The 20467-nt window shown below is 69.5% G+C and carries 22 protein-coding genes; 19 read left to right on the forward strand and 3 right to left on the reverse strand.

The annotated features are described in order from the left end of the window. Positions 1 to 5 precede the first annotated feature (5 nt). The 12 genes from hpt to lysS all read left to right on the forward strand — a co-directional run bounded on the left by hpt (position 6) and on the right by lysS (position 11181). Positions 6 to 557 (forward strand): hypoxanthine phosphoribosyltransferase, encoded by a 552-nt coding sequence (hpt, locus tag P5G46_RS10470; RefSeq protein WP_239275906.1) that lies wholly within the window; start codon positions 6 to 8, stop codon positions 555 to 557. Positions 558 to 705: 148 nt separating this feature from the next. Then, entirely contained in the window at positions 706 to 2709 is a 2004-nt protein-coding gene (gene ftsH, locus P5G46_RS10475) for an ATP-dependent zinc metalloprotease FtsH (protein WP_408905678.1), read from the forward strand. A 6-nt stretch (positions 2710 to 2715) separates the two neighbouring features. Continuing rightward, positions 2716 to 3306: a GTP cyclohydrolase I gene (gene folE, locus P5G46_RS10480; RefSeq protein ID WP_239275902.1), complete on the forward strand. Its 591-nt coding sequence runs from the start codon at positions 2716 to 2718 to the stop codon at positions 3304 to 3306. Then, positions 3303 to 4094, forward strand: coding sequence for a dihydropteroate synthase (folP, locus tag P5G46_RS10485; protein ID WP_239275900.1), 792 nt, complete (start codon positions 3303 to 3305; stop codon positions 4092 to 4094). The genes folE and folP overlap by 4 nt, the downstream gene beginning before the upstream one ends. Continuing rightward, on the forward strand, positions 4094 to 4462 hold the full coding sequence (folB, locus tag P5G46_RS10490) for a dihydroneopterin aldolase (protein WP_239275898.1): 369 nt from the start codon (positions 4094 to 4096) through the stop codon (positions 4460 to 4462). Before folP ends, folB begins: the two co-directional genes overlap by 1 nt. Further along, a complete protein-coding gene (gene folK / locus P5G46_RS10495) occupies positions 4459 to 4986 on the forward strand; it encodes a 2-amino-4-hydroxy-6-hydroxymethyldihydropteridine diphosphokinase (RefSeq protein WP_239275896.1) in 528 nt (175 codons plus the stop codon). Before folB ends, folK begins: the two co-directional genes overlap by 4 nt. Beyond that, the gene (locus P5G46_RS10500) at positions 4983 to 5477 is read left to right on the forward strand and encodes a DUF3180 domain-containing protein (protein ID WP_239275894.1); all 495 of its coding nucleotides are present in this window, start codon (positions 4983 to 4985) and stop codon (positions 5475 to 5477) included. The genes folK and P5G46_RS10500 overlap by 4 nt, the downstream gene beginning before the upstream one ends. Next, positions 5422 to 6018, forward strand: coding sequence for a PH domain-containing protein (locus P5G46_RS10505; RefSeq protein WP_375094824.1), 597 nt, complete (start codon positions 5422 to 5424; stop codon positions 6016 to 6018). The genes P5G46_RS10500 and P5G46_RS10505 overlap by 56 nt, the downstream gene beginning before the upstream one ends. Then, complete coding sequence (locus P5G46_RS10510; RefSeq protein WP_239275890.1) at positions 6015 to 7913, forward strand: PH domain-containing protein; 1899 nt, start codon at positions 6015 to 6017, stop codon at positions 7911 to 7913. The genes P5G46_RS10505 and P5G46_RS10510 overlap by 4 nt, the downstream gene beginning before the upstream one ends. Further along, positions 7910 to 8641 carry a DUF2520 domain-containing protein gene (locus P5G46_RS10515; RefSeq protein WP_239275888.1) on the forward strand — a complete coding sequence of 244 codons (732 nt, stop codon included), beginning with the start codon at positions 7910 to 7912 and terminating at the stop codon, positions 8639 to 8641. The genes P5G46_RS10510 and P5G46_RS10515 overlap by 4 nt, the downstream gene beginning before the upstream one ends. Then, the gene (panC, locus tag P5G46_RS10520; protein WP_408905679.1) at positions 8638 to 9492 is read left to right on the forward strand and encodes a pantoate--beta-alanine ligase; all 855 of its coding nucleotides are present in this window, start codon (positions 8638 to 8640) and stop codon (positions 9490 to 9492) included. The genes P5G46_RS10515 and panC overlap by 4 nt, the downstream gene beginning before the upstream one ends. Before the next feature lie 171 nt (positions 9493 to 9663). Next, positions 9664 to 11181 (forward strand): lysine--tRNA ligase, encoded by a 1518-nt coding sequence (lysS, locus tag P5G46_RS10525; protein WP_239275884.1) that lies wholly within the window; start codon positions 9664 to 9666, stop codon positions 11179 to 11181. Here lysS and P5G46_RS10530 read toward each other — a convergent pair. Continuing rightward, on the reverse strand, positions 11132 to 12292 hold the full coding sequence (locus P5G46_RS10530; RefSeq protein WP_239275882.1) for a DUF4192 family protein: 1161 nt from the start codon (positions 12290 to 12292) through the stop codon (positions 11132 to 11134). The two genes, lysS and P5G46_RS10530, sit on opposite strands and share 50 nt — an antisense overlap. A 137-nt stretch (positions 12293 to 12429) precedes the next feature. On the opposite strand from P5G46_RS10530, the gene P5G46_RS10535 reads away from it, so the two are divergent. The 3 genes from P5G46_RS10535 to P5G46_RS10545 all read left to right on the forward strand — a co-directional run bounded on the left by P5G46_RS10535 (position 12430) and on the right by P5G46_RS10545 (position 14883). Then, the gene (locus P5G46_RS10535) at positions 12430 to 12615 is read left to right on the forward strand and encodes an olfactory receptor family 2 protein (RefSeq protein WP_239275880.1); all 186 of its coding nucleotides are present in this window, start codon (positions 12430 to 12432) and stop codon (positions 12613 to 12615) included. A 68-nt stretch (positions 12616 to 12683) separates the two neighbouring features. Next, a complete protein-coding gene (gene cls / locus P5G46_RS10540) occupies positions 12684 to 14147 on the forward strand; it encodes a cardiolipin synthase (protein ID WP_374204591.1) in 1464 nt (487 codons plus the stop codon). Positions 14148 to 14178: 31 nt separating this feature from the next. Then, positions 14179 to 14883: a hypothetical protein gene (locus P5G46_RS10545; protein WP_375094820.1), complete on the forward strand. Its 705-nt coding sequence runs from the start codon at positions 14179 to 14181 to the stop codon at positions 14881 to 14883. A 28-nt stretch (positions 14884 to 14911) separates the two neighbouring features. On the opposite strand, the gene P5G46_RS10550 is transcribed toward P5G46_RS10545, so the two are convergent. Continuing rightward, positions 14912 to 15145, reverse strand: a complete 234-nt coding sequence (locus tag P5G46_RS10550; RefSeq protein ID WP_239275874.1) for a helix-turn-helix domain-containing protein — start codon at positions 15143 to 15145, stop codon at positions 14912 to 14914. Further along, complete coding sequence (locus tag P5G46_RS10555) at positions 15142 to 15768, reverse strand: hypothetical protein (RefSeq protein ID WP_375094819.1); 627 nt, start codon at positions 15766 to 15768, stop codon at positions 15142 to 15144. Before P5G46_RS10555 ends, P5G46_RS10550 begins: the two co-directional genes overlap by 4 nt. A 191-nt stretch (positions 15769 to 15959) precedes the next feature. Between P5G46_RS10555 and P5G46_RS10560 the strand changes: the two genes are divergently transcribed. The 4 genes from P5G46_RS10560 (at position 15960) to P5G46_RS10575 (ending at position 20448) form a co-directional block, all read left to right on the forward strand. Continuing rightward, positions 15960 to 18485 (forward strand): ATP-dependent Clp protease ATP-binding subunit, encoded by a 2526-nt coding sequence (locus tag P5G46_RS10560; protein WP_239275870.1) that lies wholly within the window; start codon positions 15960 to 15962, stop codon positions 18483 to 18485. A gap of 62 nt (positions 18486 to 18547) precedes the next feature. Then, entirely contained in the window at positions 18548 to 19057 is a 510-nt protein-coding gene (locus P5G46_RS10565; protein WP_375094818.1) for an amino-acid N-acetyltransferase, read from the forward strand. Positions 19058 to 19103: 46 nt separating this feature from the next. Next, a complete protein-coding gene (locus P5G46_RS10570; RefSeq protein WP_375094817.1) occupies positions 19104 to 19760 on the forward strand; it encodes a hypothetical protein in 657 nt (218 codons plus the stop codon). 277 nt (positions 19761 to 20037) lie between these two features. Continuing rightward, positions 20038 to 20448 carry a dehydrogenase gene (locus P5G46_RS10575; RefSeq protein WP_239275865.1) on the forward strand — a complete coding sequence of 137 codons (411 nt, stop codon included), beginning with the start codon at positions 20038 to 20040 and terminating at the stop codon, positions 20446 to 20448. Positions 20449 to 20467: the final 19 nt, after the last annotated feature.

Raw genomic sequence — 20467 nt, forward strand, 5'->3', positions numbered from 1 at the left:
GTCGAATGCGCGCGGCCGACATCTCCGACGACATCAGCGAAGTCCTCCTCACTGAGGAGCAGATCCAGGGCAAGCTCGCCGAACTGGCCACGCAGGTCGCGGCCGACTACGCCGGACGCGACGTCGTCCTCGTGGGCGTCCTCAAGGGCGCGGTCATGGTCATGGCCGACTTCGCCCGCCACCTGCCCTCGCACATCACCATGGACTGGATGGCCGTCTCGTCGTACGGGGCCAGCACCCGCTCGAGCGGTGTCGTCCAGATCCGCAAAGACCTCGACACCGACATCACGGGCAAGCACGTGCTCATCGTCGAAGACATCATCGATTCCGGCCTGACCCTGAGCTGGCTCCTGGAGAACTTCGCCTCCCGCGGGGCCGAGTCGGTCGAGGTGCTCGCGCTCCTGCGCAAGCCGGATGCCATGAAGGTCGAGGTGGACTGCCGCTACGTCGGCTTCGACATCCCCAACGACTTCGTGATCGGCTACGGCCTCGACTACGCCGAGAAGTACCGCAACCTGCGCGACGTCGCCGTGCTCGCGCCGCACGTCTACTCCTGATCCGCGATCGGATGCCGAGCGCCCCGGCGCGGCATCCCTCGCCCGGTACGCCCACGACGAACGCACAGGCCGGGCATAGTCGGCGCGCGTTACCCTGATTGCCACCGCTTCTTCCGGGCGGATCACGAAAGGGCTGGGCTCGCCCACCATGAATTTCAAGAAGATCACGCGCAATCCGATCATCTACGTTCTGCTGGTCGGTCTGCTTCTGGTCATCGGTTTCTCGCTGATCTCCAACCTCAGCGGGGCACGCCAGATCTCGACCCAGGAGGGCCTCGAGCTGCTCAAGGGCAGCACGGTGTCCCAGGCGACGACCAACGACGTCGACCAGCGCGTCGATCTCAAGCTCTCGCAGCCGTACGAGGGCGCCGAGACCGTGCAGTTCTACTACAGCACGGCGCGGGCCGCCGAGGTGGCGACCGCGATCGACACGGCCGCACCGGCCGACGGGTTCAACGACGTCGTGCCGCGCCCCAGCTGGTTCGACGGGTTCCTCTCGCTGATCCTGCCCCTGGTGCTGCTCGGTCTGCTGTTCTGGTGGTTGCTTTCCAGCGCCCAGGGCGGCGGCAGCAAGGTGATGCAGTTCGGCAAGTCGCGGGCGAAGCTCGTGACGAAAGAGACGCCCACCGTGACCTTCCAGGACGTCGCGGGCTCGGACGAGGCGATCGAAGAGCTCGAGGAGATCAAGGAATTCCTCAAGGACCCGAAGAAGTTCGAAGAGGTCGGTGCGCGCATCCCGAAGGGCGTGCTGCTGTACGGCCCTCCCGGAACCGGCAAGACCCTCCTCGCTCGCGCTGTCGCGGGGGAGGCGGGCGTGCCCTTCTACTCGATCTCGGGGTCGGACTTCGTCGAGATGTTCGTCGGCGTCGGCGCGAGCCGCGTGCGCGACCTCTTCAACCAGGCCAAGGAGAACTCGCCCGCGATCATCTTCATCGACGAGATCGACGCCGTCGGGCGCCACCGCGGTGCCGGTATGGGCGGCGGTCACGACGAACGCGAGCAGACTCTGAACCAGATGCTCGTCGAGATGGACGGCTTCGACCCCAAGGTCAACGTCATCGTCATCGCGGCGACGAACCGCCCCGACATCCTCGACCCCGCGCTTCTGCGTCCGGGGCGCTTCGACCGCCAGATCGGTGTCGACGCTCCCGACCTCAAGGGACGCCAGCGCATCCTCGAGGTGCACGGTCGCGGCAAGCCGCTGTCGGACTCCGTCGACCTCGAGGTCGTGGCTCGGAAGACGCCCGGATTCACCGGCGCCGACCTGGCCAACGTTCTCAACGAGGCCGCGCTGCTGACCGCGCGTTCCAACGCGCAGCTCATCGACAACCGCGCTCTCGACGAGGCGATCGACCGCGTCATCGCCGGCCCGCAGCGCCGGACGCGTGTGATGAGGGAGAAGGAGAAGCTCATCACGGCGTACCACGAGGGCGGACACGCGCTCGCGGCGGCGGCGATGAACCACACCGACCCGGTGACCAAGGTCACGATCCTCCCGCGCGGCAAGGCCCTCGGCTACACGATGGTGCTGCCGCTCGACGACAAGTACTCCGTGACGCGCAACGAGCTGCAGGACCAGCTGACGTACGCCATGGGTGGTCGCGTCGCGGAGGAGATCGTCTTCCACGACCCGACGACCGGAGCCTCCAACGACATCGAGAAGGCCACGAGCATCGCCCGGAAGATGGTCACCGAGTACGGCATGACCACCGACGTCGGCCCGGTCAAGCTCGGATCGTCGTCGGGCGAGGTCTTCATGGGGCGCGACATGGGTCACGGCCGCGACTTCTCCGAGCGCATCGCCGAGCGCGTCGACGCGCAGGTGCGTGCGCTCATCGAGCAGGCGCACAACGAGGCGTACCAGGTCATCAACGACAACCGCGAGGTCCTCGACCGTCTCGCGCTCGCTCTCCTCGAGAAGGAGACGCTCGACCACCTCGAGCTCGCCGAGATCTTCAAGGACGTCAAGCGTCTTCCCCCGCGCCCGCAGTGGCTGTCGTCGGGCGACCGCCCGGTGTCGACCCTGCCCCCGGTGGAGGTTCCGCGCCGCCAGGCCCCCGCGGGCGTGGCCGCGTCCGTCGAGGCCGACGCGCAGACCGCGGCCCAGCCGCAGCGCCGGCCGAGCGGACAGACGCGTCCGGCCACCGCGTAAGGCCCCGTGGCCGTCGACCGGGAGCGCGTGTCCGCGCTCGTACGCCAGCTGCTCGAGGCGATCGGTGAGGATCCCGATCGCCCCGGGCTGCGGCAGACCCCGGCGCGGGTGGCGGACTCCTGGACCGAGTTCTTCGGCGGAGTGGGACAGGATGCCGGTGCGCCCCTGCAGCACACCATCTCGGTGAGCCGCGGCCCGGCGCCCGACACGTTGCCCTCCGGGGCGGTGATGCTGCGCGACATCGCCTTCCGCTCGATGTGCGAGCACCACCTGCTCCCCTTCCGGGGCCACGCCCACGTGGCGTATCTGCCGGGTGAAGAGGTCGTGGGGCTCGGCGCGCTTCCCCGCGTCATCGACATCCTGGCCGCTCGCCCGCAGGTGCAGGAGCGTCTCGGTGAGCAGGTCGCCGACACGATCGCCGGTGCCCTCGATGCGCGGGGCGTGCTCGTCGTCCTGGACGCCGAGCACGAGTGCGTCACGATGCGGGGCGGGCGTCAGCCCGACGCCTCGACCGTGACGATCGCCGCGCGCGGCGTCTACACCGACCCCGTCGCGCGCGGGGAGCTGGTCGCTCTGATCGGTCGGAGCCGCCCGTGACGCTCGTGATGGGGATCGTCAACGTCACCCCCGACTCGTTCAGCGACGGCGGCCGCTTCCTCGATCCCGACGCGGCCATCGCCCACGCTCGCCATCTCCACGAACAGGGTGCGGACATCCTCGACGTGGGTGGCGAGTCGACCCGGCCGGGGGCGGAGCGAGTGGCGCCGAGGGTCGAGCAGCAGCGCGTCCTCCCGGTCGTCGAGGCCCTGGCATCCGAGGGCCTGGTCGTCAGCATCGACACGATGAACGCGTCGACGGCGCGCGCCGCCGTCGCAGCCGGTGCGGCGCTCGTCAACGACGTGTCCGGCGGCCTCGCCGACGCCGAGATGCTCTCTGCCGTCGCCGAGACCGATGCCGACATCGCTCTCGGTCATTGGCGTGGACCCTCGTCCGAGATGTACGCGCGCGCCGACTACGGCGACGTGGCGGCGGAGGTGACCGCGGAACTGGGGGAGCGCATCGCGCGAGCCGAGGCGGCGGGCATCTCCCGCGCACGGATCGTCGTGGACCCGGGCATCGGCTTCGGCAAGCGCGGGGCGCAGAACTGGCAGACGTTGCGTGGGCTGCCGCGTGTAATCGACCTCGGCTGTCGTGTTCTGGTGGGAACGAGCCGCAAACGCTTCCTCGGCGAGGCGATCGGCGAGGACGCCGACCTCACGCGCCGCGATCTCGCCACCGCCGTGACGAGCGTCCTGGCGTTTCGTGCCGGGGCGTGGGCGGTGCGCGTGCACGACATCCCGACCACTCGCGACGCGCTCGCCGTCGCCCGCGCCTGGGAGGCCTGATGGACTTCGCCGATGAGATCACCCTGACGGGGGTGCGCGCGCACGGATTCCACGGCGTGTACCCCGAGGAGAAGCGTGAGGGGCAGGACTTCGTCGTGGACGTCGTCCTCCAGCTCTCGCTGCGTCCGGCGGCGGAGTCCGACGACGTTCGCGACACCGTGCACTACGGCGAACTCGCCGAGCGCATCGTCGCGATCGTGCAGGGCGACCCGGCCGACCTGCTCGAGACCGTCGCACAACGCATCGCGGACGACGTGCTCGCCGACGAGCGCGTCATGCTGGTGACGGTGACGGTGCACAAGCCGCAGGCGCCGATCACCGTGCCTTTCGGTGACGTGTCGGTGACGATCCGGCGGGGTCGCGCATGAGCGTGCGTCTCGCGCACGGCATCGGCGATCCCCCCGCGGATCGTCCCGTGTCCGCGGTCGTGGCTCTCGGCGCGAACCTGGGCGCGCGGGCCGAGACCCTCGACGCCGCCGTCGCGGCCCTGCGCCGATTGCCGCTGACGACCGACGTGCGGGTGTCCGCCCCGATCGAGACGGTCGCCCTCACGCTCAGCGGTGAGGACGAGAACGCGCCCCGCTACTTGAACGCCGTCGCGCTGCTGCAGACCCGCCTGGCGCCGGCGACGCTTCTCGACCAGCTGCACCGCATCGAGAGCGACCACGGGCGAGTGCGCCGCGAGCGGTGGGGGGATCGCACTCTCGATCTGGACCTCATCGCCTACGGCGACGAGCGGATCGACGACGAACGATTGACTGTGCCGCATCCGCGCGCGCACGAACGCGCATTCGTCCTCCGGCCGTGGCTGGACGTGGATCCGGATGCCATCATCCCCGGCCGTGGTCGGGTCGACGCCCTGTTGGCCGGGCTCGAGGACGGCGCATCGTGAAGCGGACGGGAGTGACGATCCTCGTCGTGGCGGCACTCGTCGGCGCCGTGGTCGGGTTCCTGCTCGACACCGCCCTCACCTCGACGGGGCGGCCGACGTTCGTACCGGCGGCGAGTCTCCCGACCATTCTGGCGCTGCTGGGCGCGGTCGTCGTCGTGGTCGCCGTTCCGGTTTTCCGTGCCTCACGGGGCCGCAGCGATCGTCGCATCGACCCCTTCCGGGCGCTGCGGATCGCGATGCTCGCGAAGGCTTCGTCGATCCTCGGTGCCGCATCGACCGGTTTCGCGCTGGGGCTGCTGGGCTTCGTCTTCACACGTCCGTTCACTCCGTCGCTAGGCTCGTTGGGGTCGATCATCGCGACGGCCGTGTGCGGTGCCGCCCTCGTCGTCGCGGGACTCGTGGCCGAGCAGTTGTGCACCATCCGGAAGGACGACGATGACGAACACCCCGGATCTGCCGGAGCGCCCGACGCCGGTCCCACCGTCGGCTGAGTCCGCGGCCTCCGTCCTCGACGACGCCACCTACGACCGCATTCTCGAGCCGCGCGGTTCCGGGCGCCTGCCGCTCGGCGACGGCACGTGGCACCAGCTGGCCCGCGCTTATGTGAGGGTGCAGCTCATCTCACAGGGCGCGGTGTTCCTGCTGGTGCTGGCGGCGGCCATCGTCGCTCAGCTCATCACCGGCGTGACGTGGCAGTGGATCCCGGTCGGCGTCATCCTGCTGGTCACCGCGATCGGCATCGTCATCACGCCGCGGCAGGCCCGCTCCTTCGGGTATCAGCTTCGGCGCGATGATCTGGTCTTCCGTCGCGGCATCCTGTGGCAGCGGGTGGTGGCGGTTCCGTATGGACGAATGCAGCTCGTCGACATCACCCATGGTCCGCTTGACCGCGGCTTCGGGATCGCCCAGCTCAAGCTCGTCACCGCCGCAGCGTCGTCGGGCGTCACGATCCCGGGCCTGACGCAGCGCGCGGCCGAGCAACTGCGTGACACCCTCATCGATGTCGCCGAGACCCGCCGGACCGGGCTGTGAGCGAGCCGACGTGGTCGGAGCGCGACGCCAACGGCGCCGACGCCTCGCAGGCGAACCGGCGCGAGAGCGAGGCGGCCGAGACCGGGGCGGGCGGGGCTGAGGCCGGGGCGGCCGCGGCGTCGGGCCGGGCGCCGGCCGGGGCAGGCTCGGCGCCGGATCCGGCGTGGAAGCCGCCGACCGCCGATTCGGTCGCGGAGACCGTTCCAGCGCCCGGTGTCGCCGCTGACTCCGTCGCGGACACCGTTCCGACGCCCGGCCTTGCCGCTGACTCGGTCGCGGGCACCGTTCCGACGCCCGGCCTTGCCGCTGACTCGGTCGCGGGCACCGCCCCATCGCCGGGTGTCGCCGCTGACTCGCCGGCCCGAGCTCTCGTGCGCTCGCCGCTGAGCGATGGCGAGTGGCAGCGCCTGCACCCCCTCACGCCGCTGTTGCGGGGTGGACTGTTCCTCCTCGTGATCGTCGGCGTCATCATCGCGAATATGCGCGAACGTCTGCTCGAGTTCTTCCTCCCCTCGGTGACGGACCTGCCGCCCGGCGTCCTCCCGCCGGACCCCGTCGATTTCCTCTTCTCGAACAACCTGATCCTTCTCGCGGCAGGTGGCGCCCTGGTGGTGCTGGTCGTGCTGCTCGTCGCATTCCGACTGTCGTGGCGGTTCCACACTTTCCGCATCAGCGACGACGACGTCGAAGTCCGTTCGGGAGTTCTCTTCCGCACGCACCGCCGCGCGCCGCTGGATCGTGTGCAGGGGGTCAACCTCACGCGCCCGATGGTGGCTCGCCTCCTCGGCTTGGCGAAGCTCGAAGTGGTCGGCGCCGGGCTGGACTCGAACGTGAAGCTCGAGTACCTCTCGGCCAATGCCGCCGAGACGGTTCGCGGTGACATCCTCCGGCTGGCATCCGGTCGTCGCCTCGCGGAGCGGGGCGTCGCGCCGGGAGCGTCGGGTTCGCCCGTGCGCAAGGCGGCTGACGCGGTCGCGGCCGGTATCCAGGGCATCGTCGACGGTGAGGACATCTCGGATGCCGAGCCGGAGAGCATCGTGCGTATCCCGCTCGGTCGACTCGTGGCCTCACGGGTGCTGAGCGGGTCGACCATCATGCTCGTTGGACTCGTCGTCGTGATCGCCGTGGCGGCGGCGCTGTCGACGGTGTGGCTGCTGTTCACGGTGGTGCCCGCCTTCCTGGCCTTCGGGGCCTACTACGTCCGCTCGATCGCACGCGGACTCCGTTACTCGATCGCCCCGAGTGCCGACGGCGTGCGCTTGACCTTCGGCCTCTTCACGACGATCAGCGAGGTGGTGCCTCCCGGACGCGTGCACGCGATCGAGGTGCACCAGCCGTTGCTGTGGCGTCCGTTCGGGTGGTGGAGCATTTCGATCAACCGCCTTTCCGGCCGCGGCTCCACGGATTCCAGTGCCGACCTGTTCGCCGCGGTGCTGCCCATCGGTACGCGCGACGATGTCGAGAAGGTTCTGCGCATTCTCGCCCCGGCGCTGCCACCGGAGGAATGGACGTACGTGTTCCGCCACGGCATCCTTGGCCCGGCCGATGACGACCCCTACGTGATCACGCCGCGGCGGGTGCGTCTGCTGCGCCCCTTGTCGTGGCGGCGCAATGGTGCGGTGCTCACGGCGGATGCCCTCTTCCTTCGGCGGGGATGGGCGCGACGAACACTCACGGTCGTGCCGCTGGCGCGCCTGCAGTCGGTGGGCGTGCAACAGGGGCCTCTCGCTCGCGCGACTCGGACGGCCACTCTCGCCGCGCACGTCATCGCGGGGGCGGTGCAGACGTCGGTGGGGGCTCTCGACCGTGACGACGCCGTGGCGTTGTTCGAGGACACCACGCGGGCCACGATCGGCGCCGCGGCGGGCGACCGCAGCCACCGGTGGGCCGGATGAGCGGCGGTCGCGACGGCCGGCTCGGGGTCGGCATCATCGGGGCGGGGCGCGTCGGGCCGGTTATCGGTGCAGCCCTGGCCGGCGCGGGCCACGCGCTGACCGGCATCACGTCCGGGTCGGACGACGACCGGGTCGAGGCGATCCTGCCCGGGCTCCCTGTGCTGTCGCCGGAGGAGGTCGTGCGCCGCAGTGAGCTCGTGGTCATCGCGGTCCCGCACGACCAGCTGCCCGGACTGGTGGCAGGGCTGGCGGACCTCGGCGCGTGGCAGCCGGGACAGCTCGTCCTGCACACCGACCCGGCGTACGGCGTCGAGGTACTCACGCCGGCATTGCAGCGCGGAGCGATTCCTCTCGCCATCCATCCGGCGATCGTCTTCACCGGGGCATCGTCGATCGACCTGCGCCAGCTCGCGCAGGCGTACGCCGCCGTCACCGCGCCGGGCCCCGTGCTGCCGATCGCGCAAGCCCTCGCCGTCGAGCTCGGTTGCGAGCCCGTGGTGATCGCCGAGGCGGACCGCATCGCATACGCGGAGGCGGTGGAGACGGCGACGCAGTTCTCCCGTTCGATCGTGCGCCAGTCGGCGACGCTACTGGCGGGGGTGGGCGTCGAGAACACGGGGGCGTACCTCTCGGCGCTGGTGCGTTCGAGCGTCGACCAGGCTCTCATCGAGGGAGCCGGACCGACGGCGTCGGACACCGTTCCGCCCGACGCTACGATCGACGGATGATCCGCACCATCGACGGTCTGCGTACCCGGTTGGCCGAGGTCAGAGACGAAGATCGACCGGGCGGTGCCGCGCGCGTTGCTCTCGTCTCCACGCTCGGGGCCCTGCACGACGGTCACGTCGATCTCATTCGCGCAGCTCGTGAGCGCGCCGACGTCGTGGTGGTGTCGACGTTCGTCAACCCCCTGCGCTTCCGTACCGCGGACGAGACGGCCGCGAACCCTCGCACGCCCGACGCGGATGCCGACTTGCTCGACGAACTGGGCATCGACGTCGTCTTCGCCCCCGCGGCAGCCGACTTCCTGCCCGCGGGTACCGCGACTACGCGCGTGTCCGCGGGCGATCTGGGGTTGAGGTACGAGGGGCGGGTGCGCCCGTTCTACTTCGACGGCGTCCTGACGGTGGAGGCGAAGCTGTTCCACCTGATCCGCCCCGACCTCGCCGTCTACGGTGAGCGCGACCTGCAGAGGGCCTTCCTCGTCCGGCGCATGATCCGCGATCTCGACTTCGGCATCGAAACGGTCCTGGTCCCCACGGTCCGCGCCGAAGACGGTCTGCCGGTCTCCAGTCGCGTGGGGCTTTTGGATGAGGCCGACCGCCGCGCCGCGACGAAGCTCACGGGAGCGTTGGATGCCGCGGCATCCAACGCCGATCGGGGCGTGGACGCGTGCATCGCCGCGGCGCAGTCCTCGCTGATGGGAGAGTCCCGGATCACCCTGGAGTATCTCTCGGTCGTCGACCCCGAGACGTTCCTTCCCGTCGACGATGGACACCGCGGGCGCGCGATCGCGCTGATCGCCGCCACCGTCGGCGGGCACCGATTCATCGACAACGCGGAGATCTCGCTGAGCTGAGGCCGCGGGCGGCGGTCGTCGAAACCCCGGGCGGCGGCCGAGGCACTCCTGGCGGAGGCCATCGCCTGACGGTTCCACCCTGATCGCTCCCGCTCGGCACCCCGCGGTCGCACCGGGAGAGGCGGCGGCGCCGCGCGGATAAACTCGTGGAGACCCCGAGGAGCCTTCACGATGACCGACGCGCCCGCGAACGACGCCGAACCCACCGAAGACGACGTCTTCGAGCAGAAGGCGGTCCGACTCGCCAAGCGGGAGCGCCTGCTGCAGGAGCGGCCGGACGCGGCCGGCGGGCCGTACCCGGTCACCGTTCCCGTGACCGACACGATCCCCGACCTGCGCGCGCGCTTCGGTGACCTTGAGGCGGGAGCCGAGACCGGCATCACCGTCGGCGTGGCGGGCCGTGTGGTCTTCAGCCGCAACACCGGCAAGCTCTGTTTCGCCTCCCTGCAGTCGGGGGACGGCAGTCGCATTCAGGCGATGGTGTCGCTGGCGAATGTGGGCGAGGACTCTCTCCAGGCGTGGAAGGAGATCGTCGACCTCGGCGATCACGTGTTCGTTTCGGGCGAAGTGATCTCGAGCCGCCGCGGTGAGCTGTCGATCATGGTGTCGGACTGGGCGATCGCCGCCAAGGCCGTCCTGCCCCTGCCGAACATGTACTCGGAGTTGAGCGAGGAAAGCCGCGTGCGCAGCCGGTTCCTCGATCTCATCGTCCGCGACCGCGCCCGCGAGACCGTGTTGGCGCGCGCCAAGGTGAACGCGAGCCTCCGTCGCACCTTCGCCGAGCGCGACTTCGTCGAGGTCGAGACCCCGATGCTTCAGGTGCAGCACGGTGGCGCGAGCGCCCGCCCGTTCATCACCCACTCCAACGCCTTCGACGCCGACCTGTACCTGCGTATCGCTCCGGAGCTGTTCCTCAAGCGCGCCGTCGTCGGTGGTATCGACCGCGTGTTCGAGATCAACCGGAACTTCCGGAACGAGGGCGCAGACTCCACGCATAGTCCCGAGTTCGCGATGCTCGAGGCGTACCAGGCGTACACCGACTACAACGGCATCGCCGACCTCACCCAGACCCTTATCCAGGACGCCGCGGTCGCCGTGGCCGGTTCGACGACCGTGACGTGGGCGGACGGCACCGAGTACGACCTGGGCGGGGAGTGGGATCGCATCTCGATGTACGGCTCGCTGTCCGAGGCCGCGGGCCGTTCCATCACTCCCGAGACGACTCTCGACGAACTGCGCGCCTTCGGTGCGGAATCGGGAGTGGACGCCCCCGCTCACGAGACGCATGGCAAGTGGGTCGAGGAGCTGTGGGAGCACTTCGTCAAGGGAGGGCTGACGCGTCCGACGTTCGTCATGGACTTCCCCGTCGACACGAGCCCCCTGGTCCGTGAGCATCGCTCCGTCGCGGGCGTGGTCGAGAAGTGGGACCTGTACGTGCGGGGCTTCGAACTGGCCACGGGGTACTCAGAGCTGGTCGACCCGGTCATCCAGCGGGAACGGTTCACCGAGCAGGCGAAGCTGGCGGCGCGCGGCGATGACGAGGCGATGCCCATCGACGAGGAGTTCCTGCGCGCGCTCGAGCACGGGATGCCTCCGACGGGGGGTATGGGCATGGGAATCGACCGGCTGCTCATGGCCATCACCGGGCTCGGGATCCGCGAGACGATCCTGTTTCCCCTGGTGAAGTGATCGGCCGGGGGTCGAACAGCCACTCGGGCACGCGTCCCTGATCGGTCATCGTCCGCACGATCTCGGCGAGGCCGTGGTGAGGATCGATAGCGAGCGCTTGCGTCGCGTACACCGCGGCGTGGGTGGATCGTCCGGTGGCCCAGGCGAGCCATGCGCAGGCGGCCAGGGGGCCCGCCCGGCCCGCGCGCGGTGTCGCCGCGGCCACGCGGCGACAGCGCTCGAGCGCACGGAGCAGCCGAGGCGGGTCGGGGCGCGTTCCTTCCCCGCACATCAGCCGGCCGATTTCTGCGGGTAGCGGTCGGCCGTCGGCGTACGCGCACAGGACGGCGTAAGCGGCGTCGCCCGTGGCGAGGTCGCCGACGGCCTGCACCAACGCCACGTCCCGCAGGACGGCGCGTTGCAGACAGAACGAGACCGCCGCGATCCGCGGAACATCGGGAGGAGTCGCCGGATCAAGGAATGTCTCGAAGAGGGCCGGCGGGTCGGCGAGGTCCTCGGCGACCGCCTCGGCAGCGGCGTGCCGACGGCCGGGCAGCCGCCGGCGCTCCCCCTCGGGTGATAACAGGTGCGCTGCGTCCGTCAGGAGGCGGTGGACCGCGGTCGCCTCTGCGGGGGGAACGGCGGGCAGTTGCGCCGCCGCGAACTGGTCGCTTTCGATCTCGCCGTCCGCCGGCAGGTGCGGAAGGGGAGCGATCTCGTCGAGCGACCGCGCGCCGTCCACACCGGGAGCGAGGAGGCTGTCCCACCCGTCGGATCCGACGATCAGGGCATCCTGCACGCGCAGGCCGCAGATGTCCGCTCGCGCCAGCAGGGCCTCGACGAGCGGGTGATGCGGGGCGGCCTCGGCATCCGCCAGCTTCGTCTCCGTGTACACGACGGCGGCGATGGCATCCGTCCGGGGCACCTTGCACGCCATTCCGATGACGGTCGCGGCGACGTTCTCGATGTCGGAGACCGCGTCCGGACCGGGGAGGTCGATCCGCAGGGCGCCCAGCGACCGGCCCCCGGCGAAGGTCACGAGAGCGAGGCTGTTCCGGGGCGTGCAACCGAGGAGATGGGGGACGAGAGCGAGGAACTCGGCCGGAGAGGTGGCGCGGACGATCGTTGACATGGCGACGAGCCTGGCCGAGCCGGGGTGGCCGTCGAGAGCCGCGGGGAGACATCGGTGGAGGATCCGGGTGAATGCCGCACGGGGGAGAAGGGGCACCTTCCCGCCCGGCGTTCAGGCGGCGCACGTATCCTTGAGGTGTGGACAACATGTGGGCTGCCGTGCTGTGGGCGATCCTGCCGACCATCGTGGTCTCGGCGGCCTTCTTCTTCATCCTGCGGAGCGTGATCCGGATGGACCGCACCGAGCGGAAGGCGTACGCGCGCATCGAGGCCCAGGAGCGCGCCAAGCGCGGTCTCCCCGCCTCGGACACCACTGCTCGCTGAGCCCAGCGTCCGCGAGTGTCGGGCCCGGTCACTACGCTGAGGGGACATCCCGCGCAGGAGGCCCCGTGATCGATACCACGTTCGAGGCGAGTTGGCTCGTCATCGCACTGTTCGTCATCGATCTCGTCGTGCGCATCGCGGCCGTCATCATCGTGCCGCGCAACCGTCGTCCGACCGCGGCGATGGCGTGGTTGCTGGCGATCTACTTCATCCCGTTCGTCGGGGTGTTCCTTTTCCTCCTGATCGGCAACCCGCGTCTGCCGCGCAAACGCCGTCGCAAGCAAGCCGACATCAACCGGTACATCCACGACACGAGCGCGTCGCTCGACTTCGGCACCCTGCGGCCCCACGCGCCCGACTGGTTCCGCGCCCTGGTGCGTCTGAACAGGAACCTCGGCGCCATGCCCATCGCCGGCGACAACGCCGCGACCCTCATCGCCGACTACCAGGAGAGCCTGGACGCGATGGCCGACGAGATCCGCCGTGCGCAGCGGTACGTGCACGTCGAGTTCTACATCCTCCAGTCCGACGCGTCGACCGACAACTTCTTCCGCGCGCTCGAAGAGGTCGCCGCCCGAGGCGTGGTGGTGCGCGTTCTGCTCGACCACTGGGCCAACCGTGGCAAGCCCTTCTACCGGCAGACCCTGCGCCGCCTCGAAAGGATGGGCGCGCACTGGCATCTGCTGCTTCCGGTCCAGCCTCTGCGCGGGCGCTATCAGCGCCCTGACCTGCGCAACCACCGCAAGCTGCTGGTCATCGACGGCGATGTCGCGTTCATGGGTTCGCAGAACGTCACCGACTCGTCGTACAACCTGCGCAAGAACATCCGACGGGGGCTGCACTGGGTCGATCTGATGGTCCGGGTGGAGGGGCCGGTCGTCGCTAGCGTCAACGCGGTGTTCCTCAGCGATTGGTACAGCGAGACCGACGAGACCCTGGCCGACGAGATCGATCTGTTCAGCGTCGAGTCGGGCCCCGGCGACCTCGATTGTCAGATCGTTCCGTCCGGCCCCGGCTTCGACTTCCAGAACAACCTGAAGCTCTTCCTGGGACTGCTCTTCAACGCTCGCGAACGCATCATCATCGTCAGCCCTTACTTCGTCCCCGACGAGGCGCTTCTACTCGCCATCACGACCGCCTGTCAGCGAGGCGTGCACGTCGAGCTCTTCGTCTCGGAAGAGGGCGACCAGGCGATGGTGTATCACGCGCAGCGCAGCTACTACGAAGCGCTGCTGCACGCCGGAGTCAAGATCTGGATGTACCGCAAACCCTTCATCTTGCACAGCAAGAGCCTGACCATCGACGACGAGGTCGCGGTGATCGGCTCCAGCAACATGGACATGCGGTCGTTCGGTCTGAATCTCGAGATCTCGATGCTCGTGCGCGGTGAGGAGTTCGTCAGCGACATGCGTCGCGTCGAAGACGTCTACCGCACCCTCAGCCGCGAGTTGACGATCGAGGAGTGGCGACGCCAACCGCTGCGCTCGACGATCCTCGACAACCTCGCGCGGCTCACCTCGGCGCTGCAGTGAGCGCCGCCCGCATACCCCACCGGAGGACCCCATGACGCGTCGTTCGCTCTTCGCCCTGGCGGGCCTTGGCATCCTGTCCGTCGGTGTCTTCGTCGGATGCGCGACTGGGCCCGCCTCGGCGCCCGAGGAGACGCCGGACGCCACGGCGTCCACCGAGCAGGCGGAGGCGCGCGTCGCGTGGCTCGATGCGGGCCGCGGTGTCGCCGTCGTGACGTGGGGAAGTTCCTCGTGTGTGCCGGCGGCGGGGGAGTCTGCGCTCGACGCCGGCACGCTCACCGTCGAGCTCATCGACACCACCGACGGGCCCTGCACGAGAGACATGGCACCGCGGGCGACGTACGTTCCGCTTCCGCAGGGCGTCGACCCGTCGACGGGTCTCGACGTCGCGGTCACGGGGGCGGTCACGGCCTCCGCCTCGCTCGAAGCCCTCGGATCCGCCCCGGCCCCCGTGGCCGAGTTCGCGCCGAGCGCCGGCTGGGCCGGTGATGGCCTCGCGGCGATCCTCACGTGGGGGAGTTCGGGATGCCGCCCCCAGGTCGAGGCCGTGACCTCTGCTGAGGGCGGCGCCGTCGTGACGTTCGCCGATCCACCCGCCGACCAGGTCTGCACCATGGACCTCGCCCCCCGCGTGACCCTCGCCGATCTCACCGGGATCGTCGCGGAAGGGCCCGTGGAACTGACGCTGGTCGGCGGAAACGTCGCCTCCGACGGACCCATCCCGCTGCTCGGGCGCTGAACGCGCTCCCGCGCCGGGCGGCGGCCACCTACTCCTGTACCACCAGGAGGTCACCGACTTCGCAGTCCAGCGCGCGGCAGATCGCGGCGAGTGTGGAGTAGCGGATTGCTCGAGCCCGGTCGTTCTTGAGCACCGACAGGTTGACGATGCTGACCCCGACCAGTTCGCTCAGCCGGGTCAGCGTCATCCCCCGCTCGGTGAGCAGCTCGTCGAGTCGACAGTGGATGCCGCTGGGCCCGTCGTCATCGGTCGCCGGGCTCATACGAGACCCTCCGTGTCACGCTGCAGACGGTCGCCGACCGAGAACACGGTGCCCGCGAGGGCGGCGATGAACGCGGCTCCGAAGAGCACGGGAAGGTCGATGGTCTGCACCAGCCCCCGCTCGTAGGTGTAGTCGGAGATCCAGGCGAGGGCGCCGTTGGCGACCATGTTGCGGAAGAACGGCACCCCGGCCAACCCCACCAGGGCGACGATTCCGACCGTCGTGACGATGCCGGTGTTGCGCTTGCTGAAGATGCGGCCGCGCAGGATGTCGGCGGTGAGCAGGAGCAACAGCACGACGACGGCCACCACCACTGTGGCGAAGAGTACCTCGGCGATGACCAGTGCCCACAGCGACGCGATCGGCAGCTCCGGGGCGACGAGGACTCCGCTCCCGAGTTCGACGGGGACGGGGGCGCCGTCGGGGCCGAGTGGTGCCTGGGCGACGGTGTCGAGGAAGGGCAGTGCCACCGGCACATCGCGGTTGGGGAGGGCCTGCACGATCGTGATGACGCTGTGCACGACCGCCCAGACGGCCAGTCCCGCGCCGAGCACGATGAAGAAGAGGAACCCGACGGTGTCACCGCGGGAGAGGATGCGGGTGGTCGGACGGGGGGATGTCATGACAGAGTCCTTATCGAAAGTCGTTGTTATCGGTTGTCGATAAGTTATCGAATGTCGATGGGGTGCACAAGTCCGCCCGTGCGCCGGGTATGCCCACGGCGAACACGCGTCCGTGGCATCCGACCGCTGGTTACTCTCGATGTACGGCGCGCGGAGGCGTGCCTGTCAGCCCATTCCTGGAGGGACTGAGGATGTTCGAGAGATTCACCGACCGTGCCCGTCGCGTGGTTGTGCTCGCCCAAGAAGAGGCGAAGATGCTCAACCACAACTACATCGGGACCGAGCACATTCTCCTCGGCCTCATCCACGAGGGAGAAGGCGTCGCCGCCAAGGCGCTCGAGTCCCTCGGCATCTCGCTCGATGCCGTGCGCGAGCAGGTGCAGGACATCATCGGCCAGGGCCAGCAGCAGCCGACCGGTCACATCCCCTTCACGCCGCGCGCGAAGAAGGTGCTGGAGCTGTCGCTGCGCGAGGCCCTTCAGCTCGGCCACAACTACATCGGCACGGAGCACATCCTGCTCGGCCTCATCCGCGAGGGTGAGGGCGTCGCGGCTCAGGTGCTCGTCAAGCTCGGCGCCGACCTGAACAAGGTGCGCCAGCAGGTCATCCAGCTCCTGTCGGGCTACCAGGGCAAGGAGCCCGCGGGCGTCGCCACCGGCGCCGGCGAGCAGCAGTCCTCGGGCGCGCAGGGCGGCTCGGCCGTGCTCGACCAGTTCGGTCGCAACCTCACGCAGGCCGCGCGCGACAACAAGCTCGACCCCGTCATCGGGCGCGAGAAGGAGATCGAGCGCGTCATGCAGATCCTGTCGCGCCGCTCCAAGAACAACCCCGTCCTCATCGGTGAGCCCGGTGTCGGAAAGACGGCGGTCGTCGAAGGACTCGCTCAGGCCATCGTCAAGGGCGATGTGCCCGAGACTCTGAAGGACAAGCAGGTCTACTCGCTCGACCTCGGCTCCCTCATCGCCGGCTCCCGCTACCGCGGTGACTTCGAGGAACGCCTGAAGAAGGTCACCAAGGAGATCCGCACGCGCGGCGACATCATCGTCTTCATCGACGAGATCCACACCCTCGTGGGTGCGGGAGCCGCCGAGGGCGCGATCGACGCGGCATCCATCCTCAAGCCCCTCCTCGCCCGTGGTGAGCTCCAGACCATCGGTGCCACCACGCTCGACGAGTACCGCAAGCACTTCGAGAAGGATGCCGCGCTCGAGCGCCGCTTCCAGCCGATCCAGGTCGCCGAGCCGAGCCTGCCCCACGCGATCAACATCCTGAAGGGGCTGCGCGACCGCTACGAGGCGCACCACAAGGTGCAGATCACCGACGGCGCGATCGTGGCCGCGGCGAACCTCGCCGACCGCTACATCAGCGACCGCTTCCTGCCCGACAAGGCGATCGACCTGATCGACGAGGCCGGTGCACGCCTGCGCCTGTCGATCCTGTCCAGCCCGCCCGAGCTGCGCGAGTTCGACGAGAAGATCGCCAAGGTCCGCGAGCAGAAGGAGCAGGCCTCCGAGGAGCAGGACTTCGAGAAGGCCGCGGCTCTGCGCGACGAGGAGAAGTCGCTCCTCGCCGAGCGTCTGCGCCTCGAGAAGCAGTGGCGCTCCGGCGACGTCGCCTCCCACGCGGTCGTCGACGAGGGCCTGATCGCCGAGGTGCTCGCCCAGGCGACCGGCATCCCGGTGTTCAAGCTCACCGAGGAGGAGTCCAGCCGCCTCATGTTCATGGAGAAGGCCCTGCACCAGCGGGTCATCGGCCAGGAAGAGGCGATCGCGGCGCTGTCGCGGACGATCCGTCGTCAGCGTGCGGGTCTGAAGGACCCGAAGCGCCCGAGCGGCTCGTTCATCTTCGCCGGCCCCACGGGCGTCGGAAAGACCGAGCTGGCCAAGGCGCTCGCCGAGTTCCTCTTCGACGACGAGGGCGCGCTGATCTCCCTCGACATGTCGGAGTTCGGTGAGAAGCACACCGTCTCGCGTCTGTTCGGTGCCCCTCCGGGATTCGTCGGCTTCGAAGAGGGCGGCCAGCTCACCGAGAAGGTGCGCCGCAAGCCGTTCTCGGTCGTGCTGTTCGACGAGATCGAGAAGGCGCACCCCGACATCTTCAACTCGCTCCTGCAGATCCTCGAGGAAGGCCGTCTGACCGACGGTCAGGGGCGCGTGGTCGACTTCAAGAACACCGTGATCATCATGACGACGAACCTCGGTTCGTCGGCGATCGCCGGTGGCCCCGTCGGCTTCCAGGTCGAGGGCAACTCGCAGACCAGCTACGAGCGGATGAAGGGCAAGGTCGACGAGGAGCTCAAGCGTCACTTCAAGCCCGAGTTCCTCAACCGCGTGGATGACGTCATCGTCTTCCCGCAGCTGAACAAGGACGAGCTGCGCCAGATCGTCGGTCTGTTCGTCAAGCGCCTGGCCGACCGCCTGCTCGACCGCGACATGACCGTCGAGCTGTCGGACGACGCCAAGGACAAGCTCATCGAGATCGGCTTCGACCCGACGCTCGGCGCCCGTCCCCTGCGCCGCGCCATGCAGCGCGAGGTGGAAGACCGCCTCAGCGAGAAGATCCTGCACGGAGAGCTCGAGTCGGGCGACCACGTCAAGGTGGGCGTCGAGAACGGCCAGTTCACCTTCGAGAGCGGCCCCCGCGGCGACAAGGTCGCGATCGGCGTCGGCACGGCCGGAGAGATCGCGGCCACGCCCGACATCGTCGCCGGTAACTGACGAAGGAACACCACGGGGGCCCGGATGCCATGGCATCCGGGCCCCCGTCGTACGCTGGGACGATGACCGATGCCGTGCCGTTCGTCGTCCGCCCCGCCGGAACCAGCGACGTCCGACGCATCCACGAACTGCTCGAGCCGCTCGTGCAGAAGCGCATCCTGCTCGGCAAGGACCTCGTGGTGCTGTACGGCTCGGTGCAGCAGTTCGTCGTCGCCGAGGTCGACGGCGAGGTCATCGGCTGCGGCGCCCTCCACGTCATGTGGGAGGACCTCGGCGAGATCCGCACGCTCATCGTGCACGAGGACTGGCTCCACCACGGGGTGGGCCGCGCGATCGTGGAGGTGCTGGAGGAGAACGCGCGCGAACTCGGCGTCACGCGGCTGTTCTGCCTCACCTTCGAGGTCGACTTCTTCACGCGCCGGGGATTCGCGCCCATCGGGGAGCAGATCGTCGACCCCGACGTGTACTCCCAGCTCGTGCGGAGCCCCGACGAAGGCGTGGCGGAGTTCCTCGACCTCGCCCACGTGAAGCCGAACACGCTCGGCAACACGCGAATGCTCAAGCACCTGTGAGCGCGGCATGGCGCGAGCGCCCTGCGGCGCCGCCTACGCTGGAACGATGACCGATGCCCCCCGCAGACGGCGGCAGTCCCCGGCGGTCTACCGTCGACGCCGTCTTGCCGCCGCGCTCCTCGCGCTGCTCGTGATCGGACTCGTCGTCTGGCTCGTCGCGGCGCCGCCGTGGCGCTCCGTCCCCGCGGCCGATCCGTCGCCGGTGACGAGCTCGTCTGCCCCCGCGCCCTCCGCGGCGGAGTCCGCGCCGACGCCCACGCCCACGGCCACCCCGACACCGACGGCGCCCGCCGGTCCGGTGGAGTGCAGCCCCGCGGACATCACCGTGGAGGCGGTCGCCGACAAGGGCGAGTACGGGCAGGGCGAGAATCCTCAGCTGTCCATTCGCCTCACCAACACGTCGGCGAACCCGTGCACGATGAACGTCGGCACGAGCGCGCAGTCCTTCACCGTCACGAGCGGTTCCGACGTGTGGTGGCGATCGACCGACTGCCAGACCGAGCCCAGCGACATGGAGGTCACACTCGCCGCGGGTCAGCAGGTCACGAGCGCGGCGCCCCTCACCTGGGATCGCACGCGGTCGTCGGTCAGCTCGTGCGACGGTGAGCGGCCGTTCGCCCCCGGCGGTGGCGCGACGTATCACCTGAGCGTCTCGATCGGCGGCATCCCGTCCGCCGGGACGGTGTCGTTCATCTTGCAGTGACCGGGGTGCCCGCTCTCGGTGGAGCGCGGGCTCGCCGCGAGTGGGGCGTGCGATGAGCGTCGCGCCGGGGCGCGATCGGTGCACCCGGGTGTGCGATGAGCGCCGAGCGGGGCGCGTTCCGTGCACCGGGGCGCGCGATGACCGCCCCGGTGCACTCGGTGCGCCCCGGTCGGGTGGCGGTCCGGAGCGTGCCAGGGGGGAGGAGGCCAGGCGGGCTCGGGTTTCGGCGATCTACGCCGAAGCGACAGGGCGGGGGCGCCGCGGTTAGGCTCGGGGGATGGCCGGCGGCAAGAAGCGCAAGGGGAAGAAGCTCGACGTGGACTTCAAGAACACCGCTCTCACCGACGCCCTGCAGACGCAGGACATGGCGGCGATCGCGTTCGCCCTGAGGCATGGGCCCACCGTCGTGCCGCTCATGCGCCCGGGTGACGCCGACGACCCCCGCGACGTCGGCGAGGTGTGGACCTACCGCGATCCGAACACCGGCGAGATCGCGCTGCTTCTCTTCAGCGACGCCGCCCACAAGCCCGAGACTCTGCCTCCGCACATCGCGTTGCAGTCGCCGCAGTGGCTGCGCGCGTTCCTCGACCGCCACCGCGACGAGATCACGACCGTGTTCATCGACATCGCGGGCCCTCACCCGATCCAGGCGAGCCCGGTCGATCTGCTGGCCGCGCTCGACGCCTGAGCCCCCGCGCTGCTGAGGG

This window comes from Microbacterium mcarthurae, from assembly GCF_046064585.1.
Classification (GTDB): Bacteria; Actinomycetota; Actinomycetes; order Actinomycetales; family Microbacteriaceae; genus Microbacterium; species Microbacterium mcarthurae.

Excerpts from the sequence above, each read along its gene's own strand:
- hpt (WP_239275906.1), top strand. The coding sequence starts at position 6 with ATGCGCGCGGCCGACATCTCCGACGACATCAGCGAAGTCCTCCTCACT.
- ftsH (WP_408905678.1), top strand. The coding sequence starts at position 706 with ATGAATTTCAAGAAGATCACGCGCAATCCGATCATCTACGTTCTGCTG.
- folB (WP_239275898.1), top strand. The coding sequence starts at position 4,094 with ATGGACTTCGCCGATGAGATCACCCTGACGGGGGTGCGCGCGCACGGA.
- folK (WP_239275896.1), top strand. The coding sequence starts at position 4,459 with ATGAGCGTGCGTCTCGCGCACGGCATCGGCGATCCCCCCGCGGATCGT.
- P5G46_RS10505 (WP_375094824.1), top strand. The coding sequence starts at position 5,422 with ATGACGAACACCCCGGATCTGCCGGAGCGCCCGACGCCGGTCCCACCG.
- P5G46_RS10515 (WP_239275888.1), top strand. The coding sequence starts at position 7,910 with ATGAGCGGCGGTCGCGACGGCCGGCTCGGGGTCGGCATCATCGGGGCG.
- panC (WP_408905679.1), top strand. The coding sequence starts at position 8,638 with ATGATCCGCACCATCGACGGTCTGCGTACCCGGTTGGCCGAGGTCAGA.
- lysS (WP_239275884.1), top strand. The coding sequence starts at position 9,664 with ATGACCGACGCGCCCGCGAACGACGCCGAACCCACCGAAGACGACGTC.
- P5G46_RS10530 (WP_239275882.1), bottom strand. The coding sequence starts at position 12,292 with ATGTCAACGATCGTCCGCGCCACCTCTCCGGCCGAGTTCCTCGCTCTC.
- P5G46_RS10545 (WP_375094820.1), top strand. The coding sequence starts at position 14,179 with ATGACGCGTCGTTCGCTCTTCGCCCTGGCGGGCCTTGGCATCCTGTCC.
- P5G46_RS10550 (WP_239275874.1), bottom strand. The coding sequence starts at position 15,145 with ATGAGCCCGGCGACCGATGACGACGGGCCCAGCGGCATCCACTGTCGA.
- P5G46_RS10555 (WP_375094819.1), bottom strand. The coding sequence starts at position 15,768 with ATGACATCCCCCCGTCCGACCACCCGCATCCTCTCCCGCGGTGACACC.
- P5G46_RS10560 (WP_239275870.1), top strand. The coding sequence starts at position 15,960 with ATGTTCGAGAGATTCACCGACCGTGCCCGTCGCGTGGTTGTGCTCGCC.
- P5G46_RS10565 (WP_375094818.1), top strand. The coding sequence starts at position 18,548 with ATGACCGATGCCGTGCCGTTCGTCGTCCGCCCCGCCGGAACCAGCGAC.
- P5G46_RS10570 (WP_375094817.1), top strand. The coding sequence starts at position 19,104 with ATGACCGATGCCCCCCGCAGACGGCGGCAGTCCCCGGCGGTCTACCGT.
- P5G46_RS10575 (WP_239275865.1), top strand. The coding sequence starts at position 20,038 with ATGGCCGGCGGCAAGAAGCGCAAGGGGAAGAAGCTCGACGTGGACTTC.